Origin of the sequence: Synechococcus sp. CCAP 1479/10 (genome assembly GCF_019038515.1) — a bacterium.
GTDB lineage: Bacteria > Cyanobacteriota > Cyanobacteriia > PCC-6307 > Cyanobiaceae > Cyanobium.
This window is the reverse complement of record NZ_JAFKRJ010000026.1, coordinates 58,457-74,271: the sequence shown is the minus strand read 5'-3', so window position 1 is coordinate 74,271 and position 15,815 is coordinate 58,457. Positions and strand designations below refer to the sequence as shown.

Here is a 15,815-nt window from a genome sequence, read left to right as displayed (position 1 = left end):
TCAGCGACGACCCGCCTTCAGATCGTGCGCCGCGGCAACGATCTGGTGGGGCTGAATGATGGTGAGGTTCTCCAGATTGCCGTTGTAGGGCGTGGGGATGTCCTGGGAGGAAAGGCGCACCGGCCGGGCGTCGAGGTCGTCGAAGCAGTGCTCGGTGATCAGGGCGATCAGTTCGGCCCCGATGCCGCCGGTCTTCATGCACTCCTCCACCACCACCACCTTGTGGGTCTTGCGGATCGAGCGGGCGATGGTCTCCATGTCGAAGGGCTTGAGGCTGATCAGGTCGATCAGCTCGACGTCGACCCCCTCGGCCTCAAGCTGCTCCACCGCCTTGAGGCAGTGGTGGCGCATGCGCGAGTAGGTGAGCATCGTGACGTCCTTACCTTCGCGGACGACCTCGGCCTGGTCGAGGGCACAGATGTAATCGCCCTCGGGGATGTCCTCGCTGAGGTTGTAGAGAAGAACGTGCTCGAAGAAGAGCACCGGATTGTTGTCGCGGATGGCGGCCTTCATCAGGCCCTTGGCATTGGTGGGGGTGCTCACCGCCACGATCTTGATGCCGGGCACGGCATGGAAGTAGGCCTCAAGGCGCTGGCTGTGCTCGGCACCGAGCTGGCGGCCGACGCCGCCGGGTCCGCGCACCACCGCCGGGATCGTGTAGTTGCCGCCGCTGGTGTAACGCAGCATCCCCATGTTGTTGGAGATCTGGTTGAAGGCGAGCAGCAGAAAGCCCATGTTCATGCCCTCCACGATCGGCCGCAGGCCGGTCATGGCGGCACCGACGGCCATGCCGGTGAAGCTGTTCTCGGCGATGGGGGTGTCCAGCACCCGCAGTTCGCCGTACTTCTCGCAGAGGTCCTTGGTGACCTTGTAGGAGCCGCCGTAATGGCCCACGTCCTCTCCCATGACACACACATGGGGGTCGCGGGCCATCTCCTCGTCGATGGCTTCGCGCAGGGCGTTGAACAGGAGAGTTTCAGCCACGGAGCAGGGGCCTGTGCGCGGCCAACCTATCTCAGCCGCCGGCGGCGAAGGTGCTGAGCAGCAGGACCGACAGGAGCATGCCCGGCAGCAGCAGGACCACCAGCAGACCCAGATCGTGGGGTGTCATCGGGGGGAGGGGCGGCTGGGAGGCAGCTTAGGAAGGGGATTCGGCCTCGGCCGGCCAAAGGCTGCGGATGAACACCAGGAACAGCCCCAGGCCGATGAAGGCGAAGGTGAAGGTGGCCAGGAAGCACATGCCCACCATCAGGGTCTTCATGGCGGTGGCGATGCTCTGGGCGAAGGCCGAGTCGAAGTGGGGCGGATGGGTCACGTACCAGCCCACCACCCGCTGGCTCACCCCCAGGCTCAGCCAGGCCAGCAAGCCGCTGGTGAGGGCGCCGGACAGGAAGCTGAGGGGTCCCTTGCGCGGCGGCGGGGCGGGTCGTTCGTCGGTCATGGCGCGGATCCATCCGTCACCAGGCTGACACCGGATCCGCCGCAGCGGCAGCACCAGGCGTCGAAGCCCAGCGCCGCCAGGGGCTCCGCCAGGGCATCGCGGGCCGCCTCGGCCGTGGCCAGGTCCGGGTGGAGCGCGAACAGACTCGGCCCCGAGCCGCTCATCGCCACGGCGAGGGCCCCCGGGCCACGGCGCAGCAGGTCGAGGCCGGCGCGGATGCTCTCCACCTCCGGCTCCACCACCGCCTGCAGGTCGTTGCGCAGGTGGGGCAGGGGGCCCCGGCCGGCCAGGGCCGCCACCAGGGGACCCTGGCGCAGGGCCTGGCGCCGCTGCTCAAAGTCCTCCTCGGCGTCGAGATAGAAATCGCCGCGCAGGTCCCGGCAGCGGCCGTAGGCCCAGGGGGTGGAGACGCTGGCCTCGGGATGCTTGATCAGCAGCACGGCCTGGCCAGGCGCCCCGGCGGCCGTCACGGGCTCGAGCCGCTCACCGCGGCCGAAGCAGAGCTGGGTGCCGCCCTCCAGGCAGAACGGCATGTCGGATCCCAGCTCGGCCGCCAGCCCGTGCAGCCGCGCCGAGCCCAGGCTCAGGCCCCAGAGGGCATCGAGGCCCACCAGGGCAGCGGCCCCATCGCTCGAGCCCCCCGCCAGACCGGCGCCGATGGGAATGCGCTTGTGCAGCGTGATGTCCACCCCCAGCTCCGGCAGGCCGACCCGGGAGCGCAGCAGCTCGGCCGCCCTGACGATCAGGTTGGTGCTGTCACTGGGCAGCTCAGCGCTGTCGCTGCGCAGCCGGATCGTGGCGTCGGCGGTGGACCGCAGCACCAGGGTGTCGGCCAGGTCGATGCTCTGCATCACCATCGCCAGCTCGTGGTAGCCGTCCGGCCGCAGACCCAGCACCTCCAGGTGCAGGTTGATCTTGGCGGGGGCCCGCACCGTCACATCTGCCATCGGGATCACGCTCCGCCGGGATCGGCGCTCGATGCCCGATTCAAGCCGGTGGCGAGCGCCAGCCAGCGCTCGGGCGCCAGCTCCTGGGGCCGCTGCTGCAGATCGACGCCGGCGGCGGCGGCCACCTCCAGCAGGGCCGACGCCGGCAGCAGTCCCGCCAGGGTGGTGCGCAGCATCTTGCGCCGTCCGGCGAAGCAGCGTGTCAGCAGCCGCTCCACCGCCAGGGCCTGCTCCAGCGGCGGCAGGGATTCCGGCGGGACGGGCTCGATCACGATCACCTCCGAGGTGACCTTCGGCGGCGGGGAGAAGCAGCGGGCCGGCACCGGGCAGACGCTGCTGCAGCGGGCCAGCAGCTGCAGACGCACGCTGAGGGCCGAAAAGGCGCTGCTGCCCGGCCGGGCCCTGATCCGCTGGCCCACCTCCTGCTGCACCAGCAGCACCAGGCGCTCGAAGCGGCAGGGGGCGGGCCGGCCCAGGCGCCCCACCAGCAGCTCCAGCAGCGGTCCGGTGATGTTGTACGGGATGTTGGCGACCACCTTGGTGGGCGAGGGACGGTCGGGGAAGGGCAGCGCCAGCTCCAGCACGTCCCCCTCGATCAGGGTGAAGCGCCCGTCGCCCCCGAACCGCTGCCGCAGGCCCGCCACCAGGTCCCGGTCCAGTTCCACCGCCAGCAGCGAGGCCGCCGGCGACGCCAGCAGCCGTTCGGTCAGGGCGCCCCGGCCCGGGCCGACCTCCAGAACATGGTCGTCGCCCCGCAGGTCGGCGGCCGCCACGATGCGATCGAGGATCTGGCCATCGGTGAGCCAGTGCTGCCCGAAGCGCTTGCGGGCCCGGTGGCCGCTGAAGGTCATGGAAGCGCCGGCAGGTCTCCCCAGATTGCAGCGCCGTCAGGCCTGGCTAGAGCTGGAGCAGCGTTTCGCCCTCCCTGCCATGGCACGTGGTTTCCGACTGAGCGCCGCCGGGCTGAGCGGCGCCCTGCTGGCCGGCGGCCTTGCCCTGCTGGCGGTCCCTGCCCGGGCCGGCAGCGTCACCGCCGAATCGATCTTCGACCGTCAGGCGACCCGCCAGCAGGCCAGGAGCCAGGTGCCCAAGGGCGCCACGGTCACCCGCACCGTCTGCGAGGACCTGGAGGTGGGCCTGGACAACACCCGCTACCGCTGCACCGTGTACTACACGATGACGCCCGCCCCGACCCCAACCCCGGCGGCCACGCCGGCCCCTTCCGCCCCGGCCACCGGCCAGCCCTGAGTCGCCCGCTCCCCCTCTCCTGGGGGGCACCTCGGCGGAGGATCCCTTCAGTCGCCCAGCCGGATCCAGCGCACCGGCGCCCGGGAGGGCGGCAGCGGCACCAGGGCCGCCACCTGCTCCACCGGCGTCCGCTCCCAGCGCGGATGGGCCGCCAGCCAGCAGTCCCAGGCCCGCGCCAGCCGCTGGCGCTTTGACCAGCGCAGGGCCGCCGCCCCGCCGCCATCCAGGCCACCGCTGCGGCGCCCCTTCACCTCCACCAGCAGCAGCCGTCCCGGCTTGTGGAGCACCAGGTCCAGTTCGCCCCAGCGGCAGCGCCAGTTGCGCTCCAGCAGCTGCCAGCCGCGCAGCCGCAGCAGCCGCAGCACCCGCTGCTCCGCCCAGGCTCCCTGTCGCTGGGCGGGGCTGGGGGGCATGGCCGGTGGGGATGGCTGACCCAGGGTTCCCCGTTGCGGTCCTGGCGAACCGATGACGCAGCTCAGATCCAGTGATGGGGATAGGAGCGGCCGGGGACCAACCAGGCCATGCCCAGGGCCACCAGCAGGAGCAGCACGGAGCCCGCCAGGACAGGCATCAGCACATAGCCAGGGCCGGCATGGAGGAGCACCCCAAGCAGGGCGACGGCGCCGGCGGGAGGATGGAGGCAGCGCAGCACCTGTCCGGCGGCGATGGCCAGGGCGACCGCCAGGCCCATCACCCAGGGAGCCGTCCCGAACCAGGCGACACAGGCCACGCTCACGATGGCCGCCGACCCATTCCCCAGCAGCAGATTGCGGGGCTGGGCCAGGGGGCTTTCCGGATGACCGAACAGCAGGACACTGGAGGCTCCGAGGGGAGCGGCCACCAGGGGATAGTGACTGGTGACGCTGATCAGCCCCAGAAGGGTGATCGCCAGCAGCGCACCGAACCAGGACAACAGCACCTGAGCGGGCAGGAAGCTCGGCTGATACTCCCGGCCCTTGCGCCGCTGGGACCGGATCAGGCGCAACAGCCAGGCCATTGCAGAACTGTATCGAATTTGACAGTTCACTGGCGCTGGTGCTGACTGGATCAGCGTTGACTGCTCTCAGTTGAACTGCACTCAGTAGTACCGGCGCGGGTTCTGGCTGATGGCCAGCTGCACCTCCAACAGGAACAGCAGCAGACCCACGATCATGGCGCCCATGGCCGCCACGAACAGGGGCACCACGATGGCGGTGACATCAAGGGCCGCCACCGCGCTGATGAACAGCACCGCCACCACGGCGGCCACCAGCAGGGCGGTGACGGTGACCGCCAGGATCGCCCGGTTGATCAGGAAGGTGCGGCGGCGCTGCACCGCCAGCACCTGCTCCAGCCGGTCCCCGTCCTCGGGATCGGGATCCGGCTGCGCCCGGCTCTTCGCCAGGGCCTCCTGCAGGACACGGGTGCGGTCGATGATCCGGGCCAGCCGGGAGCTGAACAGGCTCAGCAGCCCGGTGACACCGGTGAACAGGAACACCGGCGCCACCGACAGCTGGATCGCCTTGGAGAGCCCCGCCACCGAGCGCCCATCGCCGATGTCGATGGACAGCAACAGGGGGAGGCTCCAGGCCATCCGGGGATCCCCTCAGGCCTCCGTTGCGATCTGGCTCTGGAGCAGGGCCTCCAGCTCCTGTTCGGAAAGCGGGGCCGAGAGCTGGTACCCCTGGCCGTGGCGACAGCCGAGGGTGAGCAGCATCTGCCGCTGGCGGGAGCGTTCCACCCCCTCCACCACCACCATGATCCCGGTGGCGTCACTGAGCCGGATCACGGCGCTGAGCATGGCCTGCTGCAGCTGGTCGTAGTCGATCGCGGAGATCAGGCTCCGGTCGATCTTGACTTCGCTGAAGGGCAGCTCGGTGAGCCGCTGCAGGCCGGAATAGCCGGTGCCGAAATCATCCATGGCCAGCGCGAACCCCTGCCGCCTCAGATCCCGCAGCTGGTCGGCCACATGGGTCGACATCTCCAGGATGCTGCCTTCGGTGAGCTCCAGGACAATGCGATCGGGCGTCAGCTGGTGGCGTTCCAGGGCCATCAGCAGGTCGCTGCTCCAGGTCGGATCCTGCACCTGGAGCGGCGAGACGTTCACGCAGATCCTGCCCAGCTGCAGCCCGGCGAGGTCCCAGCGGCGGAGGGCCTCGAACGCCCGCTCCATCACCCAGCGCCCCAGGGAGGAGATCTGGGCCGTGGCCTCGGCCACGTCGATGAAGTCGGCGGGGGACTGGCGTCCCAGCACCGGGTCGTCCCAGCGGCAGAGCACCTCGGCGGCGATCACCCGGCCGGATTCCAGCTCGATGATCGGCTGGAAGGCCAGCTCCAGCTGCTCCTGCTCGATCGCCAGGGCGAGCGGACGGGCCAGCAGTTCCTGCAGCTGGACCGACCGCTCCACCGGCGCCGCGATGCAGCAGCTGGGAAAGGGCTGGCGGTGGGTTTCCTCCAGCGCCCGGGTGGCGGCATCCAGGAGCACCGAGAACTCGCTGCCGTCGTCGGGGGCCCGGCTGATGCCCACGTTCAGCGATGGCTCGATGACGTGCTCCAGCACCGTGGTGGGGCTCTCCAGGCTGGTCAGCAGCTCGCCGGCCATTTCGCGCACCGCGTCGATGCCCATCGCTCCCGGCACCAGGGCCAGCAGGCGGTCCCCCCCCTGGCGGGAGAAGAAGCCACCGGCCGGAAGGGCCGCCTCCAGGCGGTGGGCGATCTCCTCGATCAGGGCCTCGCAGGCGGCGATGCCCAGCCGGCCGCGCACCAGGTCGAGCTGCAGCACCTGCAGATGCAGCAGCACGGCACCGGCCCCGTAGCGGTCCGTCACCAGGCCATCCAGATCCGCCAGGTTCACCCGCTGGTCGAGCAGCTCCAGCAGGCACCAGACCGCCCCCGGCCCGGCGTTGGCGGGCAGGCGGCTGAGCGACAGGGGAATCGCCCCATCGATCTGAGGCCCACCGACCAGATCACTGCGCAGGCTCGCCACGGTCCCCGCCAGCAGCGGCGCCACGTCGGCGGCACAGAGCTCCTGCAGGGACCGCTGGCGCAGCGCCGCCAGCTCCAGCCCCGAACGCCGGCAGAAGGCCCCGTTCGCCGCCAGGATCACCCCCTGTCCATCGGCCAGGGCCGCCGGCCGCTCGATCTTCTGCAGCAGGCCCTCGATCGCTCCGGCCCCTGGCTCCCCTGCCTCGGCGACACGGCTCACCATCGTTGTTCCGTGGTGTGGGGTTCCGTGGTGTGGGGCCAGCGGCCGGCCCCTGATCGCCGGAAGGCCCTGGGCTGGAAGTCCCTGGTCATCAATGGTTGCGGAGATCGAACGGGCCGCCGATGCGGTCCTGCATCACGCTAGTCGCCCTCTCCCCATCGGCATCCCTCACCGGGCCTCGGAGCGCCGTGGAGCCCTTGCCTAGGCTGATCTTCTCCGCTTCATCGCCGATGACGCGCCCCCTCTCCCCGCCGCCCACCGTGCCCCGGTTCCCGGCCCTGCTGCTGGCCCTGCTCCTGGCCCTGCTGCTGGATGGACTGCTGCTGCTGGCCCGCCCCATGCCGGTGGCGGCGGCGATGGACTACGCCAAACAGGTGCTGATCGGGGCCGATTTCCACGGTGCCGACCTGCGCGGTGTCACCTTCAACCTCACCAACCTGCGCGACGCCGATCTCTCGGGGGCCGACCTGCGCGGCGCCAGCCTGTTCGGCGCCAAGCTCCAGGACGCCGACCTGAGCGGCAGCGACCTGCGGGACGCCACCCTGGATTCGGCCGTGTTCGAGGGCACCGACCTGCGCAACGCCCGCCTCGACGACGCCTTCGCCTTCAACACCAAGTTCCGTGGGGTGCTCATCGACGGCGCCGACTTCACCAACGTGCCCCTGCGCGGTGATGCCCTCACCAGCCTCTGTGCCGCCGCCAGCGGCACCAATCCCGTCAGTGGCCGCCTCACCCGCGACACACTGAACTGCAGCTGAGCCCGCCCCGATGAGCTTCGATGCCCGCAGCCGCGAGCGGCTGGAGGCCCTCGGCCGCCAGCTGCCCCGCCCGCTGCCCGCCCCGCCGCCTCCCACCCCGGCCGCCGGCGCTCCGGCCCCCGGGTCATCGGCGCTCGAGCGTCGCCATCCGGTGGAAACCGAGCAGGACCCCCAGAAGCTGTTCCGCGCCCTGATGAACGTCAGCGCCGACGGCAGCGTGCCGCCCCATCTGCTGGAGCGCCTGCGGCAGCTGGAGACACCTCCCACCTCCGCCGGCAGCCCCCGCCCGGTCCCCAGTGGTGGCCCAAGTGGCGACCCGAGCGGCCCTGGGGCCTCCCCCGGGGCCACCACCCAGGGTAGCACCCCGACCCCCCGGACCGGGGCGAACCGGCGCCCCCCGGCCGACGACAGCGAACGGGAGCTCTACACCGCCTTTCAACAGCTGCTGCTCGAAGACGGGGACTGACCAGTACATTCGTACTAAGGTGAAGTCTGTCGCCCGGGGCCCGTGCCCGATCCCCCTCACCCCGATCCCCGTCACCCCGATCCCGGCCCGGGGGTCGACCTCAACACCCAGCTGAACCTCCACCCCGAGCGCACCCTGCTGCTGCGCGTCTGCGGCGATTCGATGGTCGGCGCCGGCATCCGCCACGGCGACCTGCTCGTCGTGGACCGGGGGGTCGCTCCCCGCTCCGGCCGCATCGTGGTGGCCCTGCTGGAGGGGGGCTTCACCCTCAAGCGCCTGGTGCGCCGCGGGCCGCGCTGGTGGCTGGAGGCGGCCAACCCCGCCTACCCGCCCCTGGCCCTCGGCGGCAGCGACGACGACCGCCTCTGGGGCGTGGCCCTGCACGTGATCCGTTCGCTGCCGGGAGGTCGATGGCCCAGGCCACAGTCCTGATCGACGGCAACAACTTCTACGCCTCCTGCGAGGCGGCCCTCGATCCCGCCGTGATCGGCAAGCCCCTGGTGGTGCTTTCCAACAACGACGGCTGCATCGTCTCCCGCAGTGCCGAGGCCCGCGCCATGGGCATTCCCATGGGCACCCCCTGGTTCCAGGTGCGCCACGACCTGGAACGCCGCGGCGTGGTGGTGCGCAGTTCCAACTACGGCCTCTACGCCGACATGAGCCAGCGGCTGATGGCCAGCCTCGAAGCCTGGGTGGAGGAGCTGGAGGTCTATTCCATCGACGAGGCCTTCGGTCGCCTGCACCGCCCGCCCGGCGACGGCGACCTCAGCGCCTGGGGGACAGACCTGCGCCGCCAGGTGCGCCGCCAGCTGGGCCTGCCGGTGGCGGTGGGCATCGCCCCCACCAAGGTGCTGGCCAAGATCGCCAACCGCATCGCCAAGCGCGACCCCTCCCATGGCGGCGTCTTCGATCTGGGCCAGGCGGGGGATCCGGGCCCCTGGCTGGAGGCCATCGCCATCGAGGACGTCTGGGGCATCGGCCGCAAGCTGTCCCGCTGGTGCCGGCTGCGGGGCATCGCCAACGCCCGGGCCCTGCGCGACATGCCGAGCGGCGAGCTGCGGCACCGCTGCGGCGTCGTGGGGGTGCGTCTGCAGCAGGAGCTGCGCGGCCACAGCTGCCTGCCCCTGGTGGCGGTGCCGCCGGCGAAGCAGGAAACCTGCGTCAGCCGCAGCTTCAGCGAGCCGGTCACCAGCCTCGAGAGCCTGCGGCAGGCGATCGCCACCTACCTCAGCCGGGCCGGCGAGAAGCTGCGCCGCCAGGGACAGCGGGCGGGCAGCGTCACGGTGTTCGTGCGCAGCAGCCCCTTCAACGGCACCCGCTTCTACGCCAACGCCGCCACCGTCGCCCTGCCCCTGCCCAGCAACGACACCGCCGTGCTGCTCGCCGCCGCCCTGCCCCTGGCCGAGCGGCTGTTCCGGCCCCACAAGCCGCTGCAGAAGGCGGGGGTGCTGCTGCAGGATCTGCAGCCGGCGGCGCTGCTGCAGCACCATCTGCTGGTGCCGCTGCCGCCGGAGCAGCAGCGGCGGCGCGAGGCCCTGATGGCCGCCGTCGACGGCCTCAACCGCCGCTACGGCAGCGGCACGGTGCAGTGGGCCGCCTGCGGCCTGCGGCCCCGCTGGACGATGCGCCGCTCGCGCCTGTCCCGGGCGGCCACCACCCGCCTGAGCGATGTGCCGGTGGTGCGGGCCTGAGGCCCTCAGGGGCGCTCGAAGAGGCTGGCGACCTGGTCGCGGCCGTTGCCCTTGGCCAGCTCAAGGGCCCGCTCGGCCCGCAGGATCAGGTCGGGGAAGGCGTGATCCTGGGAGGCCAGGGCGGTGAGGCCGCCGCTGATGTGCAGGCGGAAGTCGGAATGGGTGTGCACCCCGGACATGTGGGTGACGGCGGTGCGGAGGGCCTCGGCCAGGGCCATCGCCCGATCCGCGTCGATGCCCACCAGCAGCAGGGCGAACTCCCCATCCCCCAGGCGGGCGGCGAAGTCCTGCTCCTGCAGGAAGGTGCGGGCCAGCTGGACCAGATCGGCCAGCACCCGGTCGCCGGCGGCGTGGCCCCAGCGGTTGTTGATCAGCCGCAGATTGTCGACATCGAACAGCAGCAGCGACAGGGGATGGTGATCGCGGCGGGCACGGGCGAACTCCCGCTCGCCGATGGTCAGGAAGGTGTGGCGGGTGGGCAGGCCGGTGACCGGGCAGAGGTGGGCGAGGCGCCGCAGTTCCAGTTCACGCATGGCCAGCTGGGCAAGGCGGTGCAGCACGGCGCGCTGCTCGGCGCTGAGGTCCCGGGGCTCCCGGTCGATGACGCAGAGGGTGCCGAGGTTGTGGCCCTCCGGCGTCTGCAGGGGCGCGCCGGCATAGAAGCGGATGTGGGGATCGGCGAAGACCAGGGGGTTGCTGCGGAAGCGTTCGTCGGCGCGGGCATCGGGCACCACCATCACGTCGTCGTGGACGATCGCGTGGGCGCAGAAGGCCATCTCACGGGGGGTTTCGCGCACGTCGAGGCCCCGCTTGGCCAGGAACCACTGCCGGTCGGCCTCCACCAGGGACAGGGCCACGATGGGCGTCCGGAAGATGGCGGCGGCCAGATCCAGGATCCGGTCGAAGTGCTCGTCGCTGTCGGCTTCGAACAGCCCGTAGCGCTCCAGGTCGCGGAGCCGCTGGTCCTCATCGGCGGGGACGGGAAAGGCCGGATATGACGCCATGGGACCTTGCCTCCACAGAAACTGTAGGCAGAACGGAAGGCGGCGAGCGGATCCCGGCGTCAGGCGGCCGGGGCCGTGAGGGTCTCCTCGTAGCCGGCACGGCGGCCGTCATCCAGCTGATTCAGATAACGGCGTTCGGCGTAGTAGGCCTCCTGGAAGCGCAGGGCGTCGCCGTTGAGCGCGTCGAAGAGGTCGTGGATTCGGGTCTCCATGTCGAGGCCGGCGCCGGTGACCGGGGGGGCGGCCGCCGCAGGGGGGGCGTCGCGCTCCTCCTCCAGCAGCCGGGCGATGCAGTGCTCCAGGGTCTGGAGGCGCTGGCTCGACCAGGCATCGAGCAGGTGGCGGCAGCGGCGCAGCACCCGCTGGCGCTCCAGCGACGCCGTGGCCCCCCGCAGCTGCAGGGGTGGGTGGGCCAGGGCCAGCCGCTGCACCTCACTGGGCTCCAGCAGGGGGGTGAGGCGGCTGAGCAGGGCGCTCTGCTCCACCAGCAGCCGGTCGCCCAGCAGGCGGGGCAGATCGAGGTCGGCCAGATCCAGGCCGGGGTCGGTGCCCCGGTTGATGGCCTCGAGCCGGCCGGCCCCGAGGTTGTCCTCCTCCAGTTCACCGATGGCGGCCCAGAGCTGGCGGTGGTGCTGGAGGGCGAAGTCATCGAGCTCCCGGCGGCGCAGCTCGGCGCGGATCACGCCGCGCCAGGCGGGGCAGTGAAGGTAGAGGCGCAGGATCTCCGCCTCGGCCCGCTCCCGGTGGCCCACCTCCCCGGGTTGCTCCCATTTCGCCGAACGGCCGTGCCAGCGCTGGCCCTTGACCTGCTGGCGCAGGTCCTCCTCCAGCTGGATGGCCAGCCGGGCCTGGCCGCCGGAGAGGCGCTCCGCCACCTGCTGCAGGTAGTGGCTGCGCACGGCCGACTGGGGCAGCTTGCCCAGCAGTTGCACCAGCCCCGAGACGGCCTGCTGGAACTGGTCGGCCCGGGCCAGATCCTTGCCTTCGAGCACCTGCTCGATCTGCCAGTCGAGCCAGAGGGGGGCCTGGTCCAGCAGGGAGCGGTACTCCCCCGGGCCGTGCTGCTGGAGAAACTCGTCCGGGTCCTTGCCGGCGGGCAGGTGCAGCACCCGCAGCTCCAGCTGGCCCTGCAGCGCCAGCTGCTCCACCTCGCCGATGGCCCGCTGGGCGGCGCGGATGCCCGCCCCGTCGCTGTCGAAGTTGAGGATCAGGCGCCGGCTGTCGCAGCAGCGGCACAGCTGGGTGATCTGGCTGGAGCTGAGGGCCGTGCCGAGGGCTGCCACCGCATTGGTGATGCCGGCGGCGTGCAGGGCGATCACATCGAAGTAGCCCTCCACCACCACGGCCCGGTCGTCGCGGCGGATGGGGTCGGCGGCCCGATCCAGCCCGAACAGGTGCTTGCCCTTCTCGAACACCTCCGTTTCCGGGGAGTTGAGGTACTTCGGCTCGGCCCCGTCCAGGCCGCGCCCGCCGAAGCCGATCACCCGGCCCTGGCGGTCCCGGATCGGCACCATCACCCGGTCGCGGAAGCGGTCGTAGAAGCCGCCGCCCCCCTTGCGGGCCACCACCAGGCCGGCGGCCTCCAGCAGGTCGGGGCCCAGGCCCTCCACCTGCTGGAGGTGCTGCAGCAGGCCGTCCCAGCCGGCCGGGGCATAGCCCAGCTGGAACGCTTCCAGGGTGGTTTCGGAGAGGCCGCGGGTCTGGCGCAGGTAGGTGAGGGCCGCCGCCCCCTCCGGTGCGCGCAGCTGGCCCTGGAACCAGCCCGCCGCCAGGGCCAGCACCCGGTGCAGCCGGTCGCGGCGGGAGAGCTGCTGGCGCAGCCGCTCCTGCTGGGGACCATCGAGGGTCTCGACCGGCAGCTGGTATTTGCGCGCCAGATCCAGCACCACCTCGCTGAAGCTGGTGCGCTGCAGCTCCATCAGGAACTTGATGGCGTTGCCGCCGGCCCCACAGGAGAAGCAGTAATAGAACTGCTTGGCGGGCGACACCGTCATCGACGGGGATTTGTCGTCGTGGAACGGGCAGATCCCGACGAATTCCCGGCCCTTCTTCTTGAGCACCACGTGCTCCCCCACCACATCAACGATGTCGGCCCGCTCCTTGACGGCCTCGATCGTGCGGGGGTGGAGACGGGGAAGGCTCAAGGGTGAAGGCTCAAGGGGAAGGGCTTGTGAGGTAAGGAGTGGAGCAACGGGCGCCACGCCCCCCAGCGGTGGTGGTCGGACTGGCGCCATTCTGGGGCCTGCCACCACCGCTGGAGATCGCCGGGTGAACCGAATCAGCCCCGTCGGCGGCGCTGGTGCCCTCCCGGCCGGGGCCTGGATGGTGCTGAGCGCCCTCGCCTTCAGCCTGATGGTGGTGGGGGTCAAGCAGGTGGGCGACCGTCTCCCCCTGGCCGAGGTGGTGCTGGCCCGTGCCCTGGTGAGCCTGGCCCTGAGCTACGCGATGGTCCGCCGGATCGGCGTGGATCCCTGGGGGCAGCGCCGGGGGCTGCTGATGGTGCGGGGTCTGGTGGGCAGTGCCGCCCTGTTCTGCGTCTATGCCGCCGTTGTGCACCTGCCTCTGGCCGCCGCCACGGTGCTCCAGTACCTCTACCCCACCTTCACGGCGCTGCTGGCCTGGCTGCTGCTGGGCGAACGGCTGGGGCGGCGCGTGCTGGCGGCCATGGGGCTGGGCTGGCTGGGGGTGCTGCTGGTGGCCCGGCCCACGGCCGGCGCCCCCCTGCCGGCGCTCTGGGTGCTGGTGGCGGTGGCCGGCGCCCTGCTCACCGCCGTGGCCTACGTGAGCGTGCGTCGCCTGGCGGAAAGCGAGCATCCGGCCGTGATCATCCTCTACTTTCCGCTCGTGGCCGTGCCCCTGAGCCTGCCGGCGGTGCTGCTGGATCCGGTGCTGCCCACACCGCCCGAGCTGCTCTGGCTGGTGGCGATCGGGGTGTTCACCCAGCTGGGCCAGGTGGGGCTCACCCGGGCCCTCACCCAGCTGCCGGCGGCCCGGGCGACGGCGATCAGCTACGTGCAGGTGGGATTCGCCGCCCTCTGGGGCTGGTGGATCTTCGGGGAGCCCATCGATCTGCCCACGGCGGCTGGGGCGGGCCTGATCCTGGTCGCCACATTGATCTGCCTGGGCAAACCTCCGGGAGTCGCCGGGGCGGTGCCATCGACGCAGAAGCCGCCCGTACGATGACGCCGCCGGATTGGGTCCCTCTGCTGTCCCCGCCATTCCCCGTTGGGCTCCATTGCTGGCTGGCCACGGTGGTGGCGGGCTTCAGTCAGGGAGCGGAGACGCCACTGATCAGGCCGCCGATCGCGCCCGGCATCGTCCCCCTGCCGCTGATGATGCTGACCATCGGCGGCATCTTTCTCGGCACCCTGGCGATCAGTCGCTTTTCGCTCAAGATCGGAGTGCCGGCGATTCTCGGCGTTCTGTTGTTCGGCCTGCTGATCAACCCCTCCGTCACCCTGTTCAGCCATGACACGATCCTGCGACTGCAGGTTCTGAGTCTGTCGATCCTGCTGTTCAACGCCGGACTGGAAACCGATATCCGCTCGATTCGCGGCTTTCTGGAATACGGCATCATCCTGGCGGTGGGAGGGGTAATCATCTCCAGCCTGATGCTGGGTCTGATCATCTGGTTTGTGGCCTCCCCCGATGCGGCCGGCATCGAACTCGGTTTCCGGCAGGTGCCGCTGGCCGTGGCGATGCTGATCGCCGCCTGTCTGGGGTCGACCGACGCCGGGGCCACGATGAATGTGCTGCAGCTGGTGGAGCGGGCGATCCCACGGCGGCTGGCGGCCCTGGTGCAGTTCGAATCCTCCGTCAACGATCCCACCGGCATCCTGTTTCTGGGCGTGGTGATCGGCCTGACGACCCTGGAGGGGGCCAGCGGCGGGCACCAGGTCGTGGTGGTGGAGCAGCTGCAGACCTTCCTGCAGAAGATCGGCTCCGGTCTGCTGATCGGGGTCTGCGTGAGCTATCTGGGGCGCTTCAGCCTCAACCGGCTGGTGCGGGAGAGCAACCAGCTGCTGATCCTGGGCATCGCCATCAGCCTGATCTCCTACGGCGTGGCGGAGCTGATGGGTGGTTCCGGCTTCATCAGCGCCTACGTGGCGGGCCTGATGCTGCGCAACCACACCTACAGCAACGAACGGATCACACCGGAGGCCCTGCAGCAGACCCTGCTGCCGTTCAACAACATGACCGAGATCACCGTCTTCCTGATCTTCGGTCTGAGCGTCCATCCGCTCGAACTTCTGCCGGCGCTGCCCGAGGGCATCGTTGTCGCCCTGGCCATGATGCTGGTGGCCAGGCCGGCGAGTGTGCTGCTGCTGCAGCGCTTCTCCCCCTTCACTCTGCGGGATTCGCTCCTGGTGTCCTGGTGCGGTCTGCGGGGGGCCGTTCCCCTGGCCCTGAGTTTCGAGATGGTCGACGCCATCCCCAGGGTGCGCGGCATCGACCCGGCCGCGGTGCCGTCCCTGGTGCAGAACGCCGGCGGCATCGTCTTCTGCGTCGTGGTGATCAACCTGCTGGTGCAGGGCCTCACCCTGCCGCACGTGGCCCGCTGGCTGCGGCTCTCCGAAGGGGCCCCCTCAGCCCCGTGAGCGCAGGGGCAGGGGGTCGGTGATCCAGTCCTGGCTGCTGCCGTCGCTGCTGCCGCTGGGGCGGGCCAGCCGCCAGCTCTCCCCCCTGGAGCCCGGCTGCAGGTAGAGCTCGAAGGGGCTGTCGACCCGGATGGCATCCCCCGGCAGGCGCCAGTCGAAGCGACCGGTGAGGTGCAGGCCGCGGTCCGCCCCGATGGCCACGGCATCCTGGGCATCGACCCGCACCCGGCTCACCTCAGGCATCCCGTCCGCCTGGAGATCGAGGGCCTGGGCGATGGCTCCCTGGGTGAGCTGGATCTGCAGGGAAAGGGCGTCGAGCAGCACGCTTCTGGGGGGCTGGCCGACCCTGCCGCAGCCGCCCAGAAGCAGCAGCACGGCCAGCAGCCCCGCCAGCAGCAGCTCCGGCACCGGGGCCGGCAGCGAGGGGAGGCGAGCCGGGGGGCTTGGCAGGAGGGGCAGCATGGGGGCTGACGCACGT

18 protein-coding genes are annotated in these 15,815 nt (G+C 71.0%); 7 read left to right on the top strand and 11 right to left on the bottom strand.

What is annotated here, in order from left to right; genetic code table 11:
• The 4 genes from KUG39_RS08610 to rsmA form a co-directional block, all read right to left on the bottom strand.
• On the bottom strand, positions 1–984 hold the full coding sequence (locus KUG39_RS08610; RefSeq protein WP_094584496.1) for a pyruvate dehydrogenase complex E1 component subunit beta: 984 nt from the start codon (positions 982–984) through the stop codon (positions 1–3).
• Between the two features lie 154 nt (positions 985–1,138).
• The gene (locus KUG39_RS08605; protein ID WP_094584495.1) at positions 1,139–1,441 is read right to left on the bottom strand and encodes a DUF3082 domain-containing protein; all 303 of its coding nucleotides are present in this window, start codon (positions 1,439–1,441) and stop codon (positions 1,139–1,141) included.
• Positions 1,438–2,388 (bottom strand): 4-(cytidine 5'-diphospho)-2-C-methyl-D-erythritol kinase, encoded by a 951-nt coding sequence (ispE, locus tag KUG39_RS08600; RefSeq protein ID WP_216914661.1) that lies wholly within the window; start codon positions 2,386–2,388, stop codon positions 1,438–1,440. Before ispE ends, KUG39_RS08605 begins: the two co-directional genes overlap by 4 nt.
• 5 nt (positions 2,389–2,393) lie before the next feature.
• A complete protein-coding gene (gene rsmA, locus KUG39_RS08595) occupies positions 2,394–3,239 on the bottom strand; it encodes a 16S rRNA (adenine(1518)-N(6)/adenine(1519)-N(6))-dimethyltransferase RsmA (RefSeq protein WP_216914514.1) in 846 nt (281 codons plus the stop codon).
• Positions 3,240–3,264: 25 nt separating this feature from the next.
• Here rsmA and KUG39_RS08590 point away from each other — a divergent pair, with 25 nt between their 5' ends.
• Positions 3,265–3,636: a hypothetical protein gene (locus KUG39_RS08590; RefSeq protein WP_216918287.1), complete on the top strand. Its 372-nt coding sequence runs from the start codon at positions 3,265–3,267 to the stop codon at positions 3,634–3,636.
• 47 nt (positions 3,637–3,683) lie between these two features.
• Here KUG39_RS08590 and KUG39_RS08585 read toward each other — a convergent pair whose 3' ends face one another.
• The 4 genes from KUG39_RS08585 to KUG39_RS08570 all read right to left on the bottom strand — a co-directional run bounded on the left by KUG39_RS08585 (position 3,684) and on the right by KUG39_RS08570 (position 6,823).
• Positions 3,684–4,049, bottom strand: a complete 366-nt coding sequence (locus KUG39_RS08585; protein WP_094584493.1) for a YraN family protein — start codon at positions 4,047–4,049, stop codon at positions 3,684–3,686.
• Positions 4,050–4,111: 62 nt separating this feature from the next.
• Complete coding sequence (locus tag KUG39_RS08580) at positions 4,112–4,621, bottom strand: HPP family protein (RefSeq protein ID WP_353617640.1); 510 nt, start codon at positions 4,619–4,621, stop codon at positions 4,112–4,114.
• Between the two features lie 93 nt (positions 4,622–4,714).
• Positions 4,715–5,209, bottom strand: a complete 495-nt coding sequence (locus KUG39_RS08575) for a DUF2721 domain-containing protein (protein WP_094584492.1) — start codon at positions 5,207–5,209, stop codon at positions 4,715–4,717.
• 12 nt (positions 5,210–5,221) lie between these two features.
• Positions 5,222–6,823, bottom strand: coding sequence for a putative bifunctional diguanylate cyclase/phosphodiesterase (locus KUG39_RS08570; protein WP_216914508.1), 1,602 nt, complete (start codon positions 6,821–6,823; stop codon positions 5,222–5,224).
• A 227-nt stretch (positions 6,824–7,050) separates the two neighbouring features.
• Here KUG39_RS08570 and KUG39_RS08565 point away from each other — a divergent pair, with 227 nt between their 5' ends.
• The 4 genes from KUG39_RS08565 to KUG39_RS08550 are packed head-to-tail and all read left to right on the top strand — an operon-like array spanning position 7,051 to position 9,735.
• Positions 7,051–7,578, top strand: a complete 528-nt coding sequence (locus KUG39_RS08565; protein ID WP_094584490.1) for a pentapeptide repeat-containing protein — start codon at positions 7,051–7,053, stop codon at positions 7,576–7,578.
• A 10-nt stretch (positions 7,579–7,588) separates the two neighbouring features.
• Positions 7,589–8,044: a hypothetical protein gene (locus KUG39_RS08560; RefSeq protein ID WP_216914506.1), complete on the top strand. Its 456-nt coding sequence runs from the start codon at positions 7,589–7,591 to the stop codon at positions 8,042–8,044.
• Between the two features lie 42 nt (positions 8,045–8,086).
• Positions 8,087–8,476: a LexA family protein gene (locus KUG39_RS08555; RefSeq protein WP_233133809.1), complete on the top strand. Its 390-nt coding sequence runs from the start codon at positions 8,087–8,089 to the stop codon at positions 8,474–8,476.
• Positions 8,455–9,735: a Y-family DNA polymerase gene (locus KUG39_RS08550; RefSeq protein WP_216914504.1), complete on the top strand. Its 1,281-nt coding sequence runs from the start codon at positions 8,455–8,457 to the stop codon at positions 9,733–9,735. Before KUG39_RS08555 ends, KUG39_RS08550 begins: the two co-directional genes overlap by 22 nt.
• 5 nt (positions 9,736–9,740) lie before the next feature.
• Here KUG39_RS08550 and KUG39_RS08545 read toward each other — a convergent pair whose 3' ends face one another.
• On the bottom strand, positions 9,741–10,739 hold the full coding sequence (locus KUG39_RS08545) for a GGDEF domain-containing protein (RefSeq protein WP_216914502.1): 999 nt from the start codon (positions 10,737–10,739) through the stop codon (positions 9,741–9,743).
• A 59-nt stretch (positions 10,740–10,798) separates the two neighbouring features.
• Positions 10,799–12,883, bottom strand: coding sequence for a DNA primase (gene dnaG, locus KUG39_RS08540; RefSeq protein WP_094584486.1), 2,085 nt, complete (start codon positions 12,881–12,883; stop codon positions 10,799–10,801).
• A 124-nt stretch (positions 12,884–13,007) separates the two neighbouring features.
• Between dnaG and KUG39_RS08535 the strand changes: the two genes are divergently transcribed.
• Positions 13,008–13,922 (top strand): DMT family transporter, encoded by a 915-nt coding sequence (locus tag KUG39_RS08535; protein ID WP_353617363.1) that lies wholly within the window; start codon positions 13,008–13,010, stop codon positions 13,920–13,922.
• Positions 13,919–15,337, top strand: a complete 1,419-nt coding sequence (locus tag KUG39_RS08530; RefSeq protein WP_216914499.1) for a cation:proton antiporter domain-containing protein — start codon at positions 13,919–13,921, stop codon at positions 15,335–15,337. Before KUG39_RS08535 ends, KUG39_RS08530 begins: the two co-directional genes overlap by 4 nt.
• Here KUG39_RS08530 and KUG39_RS08525 read toward each other — a convergent pair.
• On the bottom strand, positions 15,326–15,799 hold the full coding sequence (locus KUG39_RS08525) for a hypothetical protein (protein WP_216914497.1): 474 nt from the start codon (positions 15,797–15,799) through the stop codon (positions 15,326–15,328). The genes KUG39_RS08530 and KUG39_RS08525 overlap by 12 nt on opposite strands.
• Between the last annotated feature and the right edge of the window lie 16 nt (positions 15,800–15,815).

Coding starts and splice junctions, on each gene's coding strand:
- KUG39_RS08560 (WP_216914506.1), top strand. CDS start 7,589: ATGAGCTTCGATGCCCGCAGCCGCGAGCGGCTGGAGGCCCTCGGCCGC.
- rsmA (WP_216914514.1), bottom strand. CDS start 3,239: ATGACCTTCAGCGGCCACCGGGCCCGCAAGCGCTTCGGGCAGCACTGG.
- KUG39_RS08550 (WP_216914504.1), top strand. CDS start 8,455: ATGGCCCAGGCCACAGTCCTGATCGACGGCAACAACTTCTACGCCTCC.
- KUG39_RS08530 (WP_216914499.1), top strand. CDS start 13,919: ATGACGCCGCCGGATTGGGTCCCTCTGCTGTCCCCGCCATTCCCCGTT.
- KUG39_RS08585 (WP_094584493.1), bottom strand. CDS start 4,049: ATGCCCCCCAGCCCCGCCCAGCGACAGGGAGCCTGGGCGGAGCAGCGG.
- KUG39_RS08545 (WP_216914502.1), bottom strand. CDS start 10,739: ATGGCGTCATATCCGGCCTTTCCCGTCCCCGCCGATGAGGACCAGCGG.
- KUG39_RS08565 (WP_094584490.1), top strand. CDS start 7,051: ATGACGCGCCCCCTCTCCCCGCCGCCCACCGTGCCCCGGTTCCCGGCC.
- KUG39_RS08570 (WP_216914508.1), bottom strand. CDS start 6,823: ATGGTGAGCCGTGTCGCCGAGGCAGGGGAGCCAGGGGCCGGAGCGATC.
- KUG39_RS08525 (WP_216914497.1), bottom strand. CDS start 15,799: ATGCTGCCCCTCCTGCCAAGCCCCCCGGCTCGCCTCCCCTCGCTGCCG.
- ispE (WP_216914661.1), bottom strand. CDS start 2,388: ATGGCAGATGTGACGGTGCGGGCCCCCGCCAAGATCAACCTGCACCTG.
- KUG39_RS08605 (WP_094584495.1), bottom strand. CDS start 1,441: ATGACCGACGAACGACCCGCCCCGCCGCCGCGCAAGGGACCCCTCAGC.
- KUG39_RS08575 (WP_094584492.1), bottom strand. CDS start 5,209: ATGGCCTGGAGCCTCCCCCTGTTGCTGTCCATCGACATCGGCGATGGG.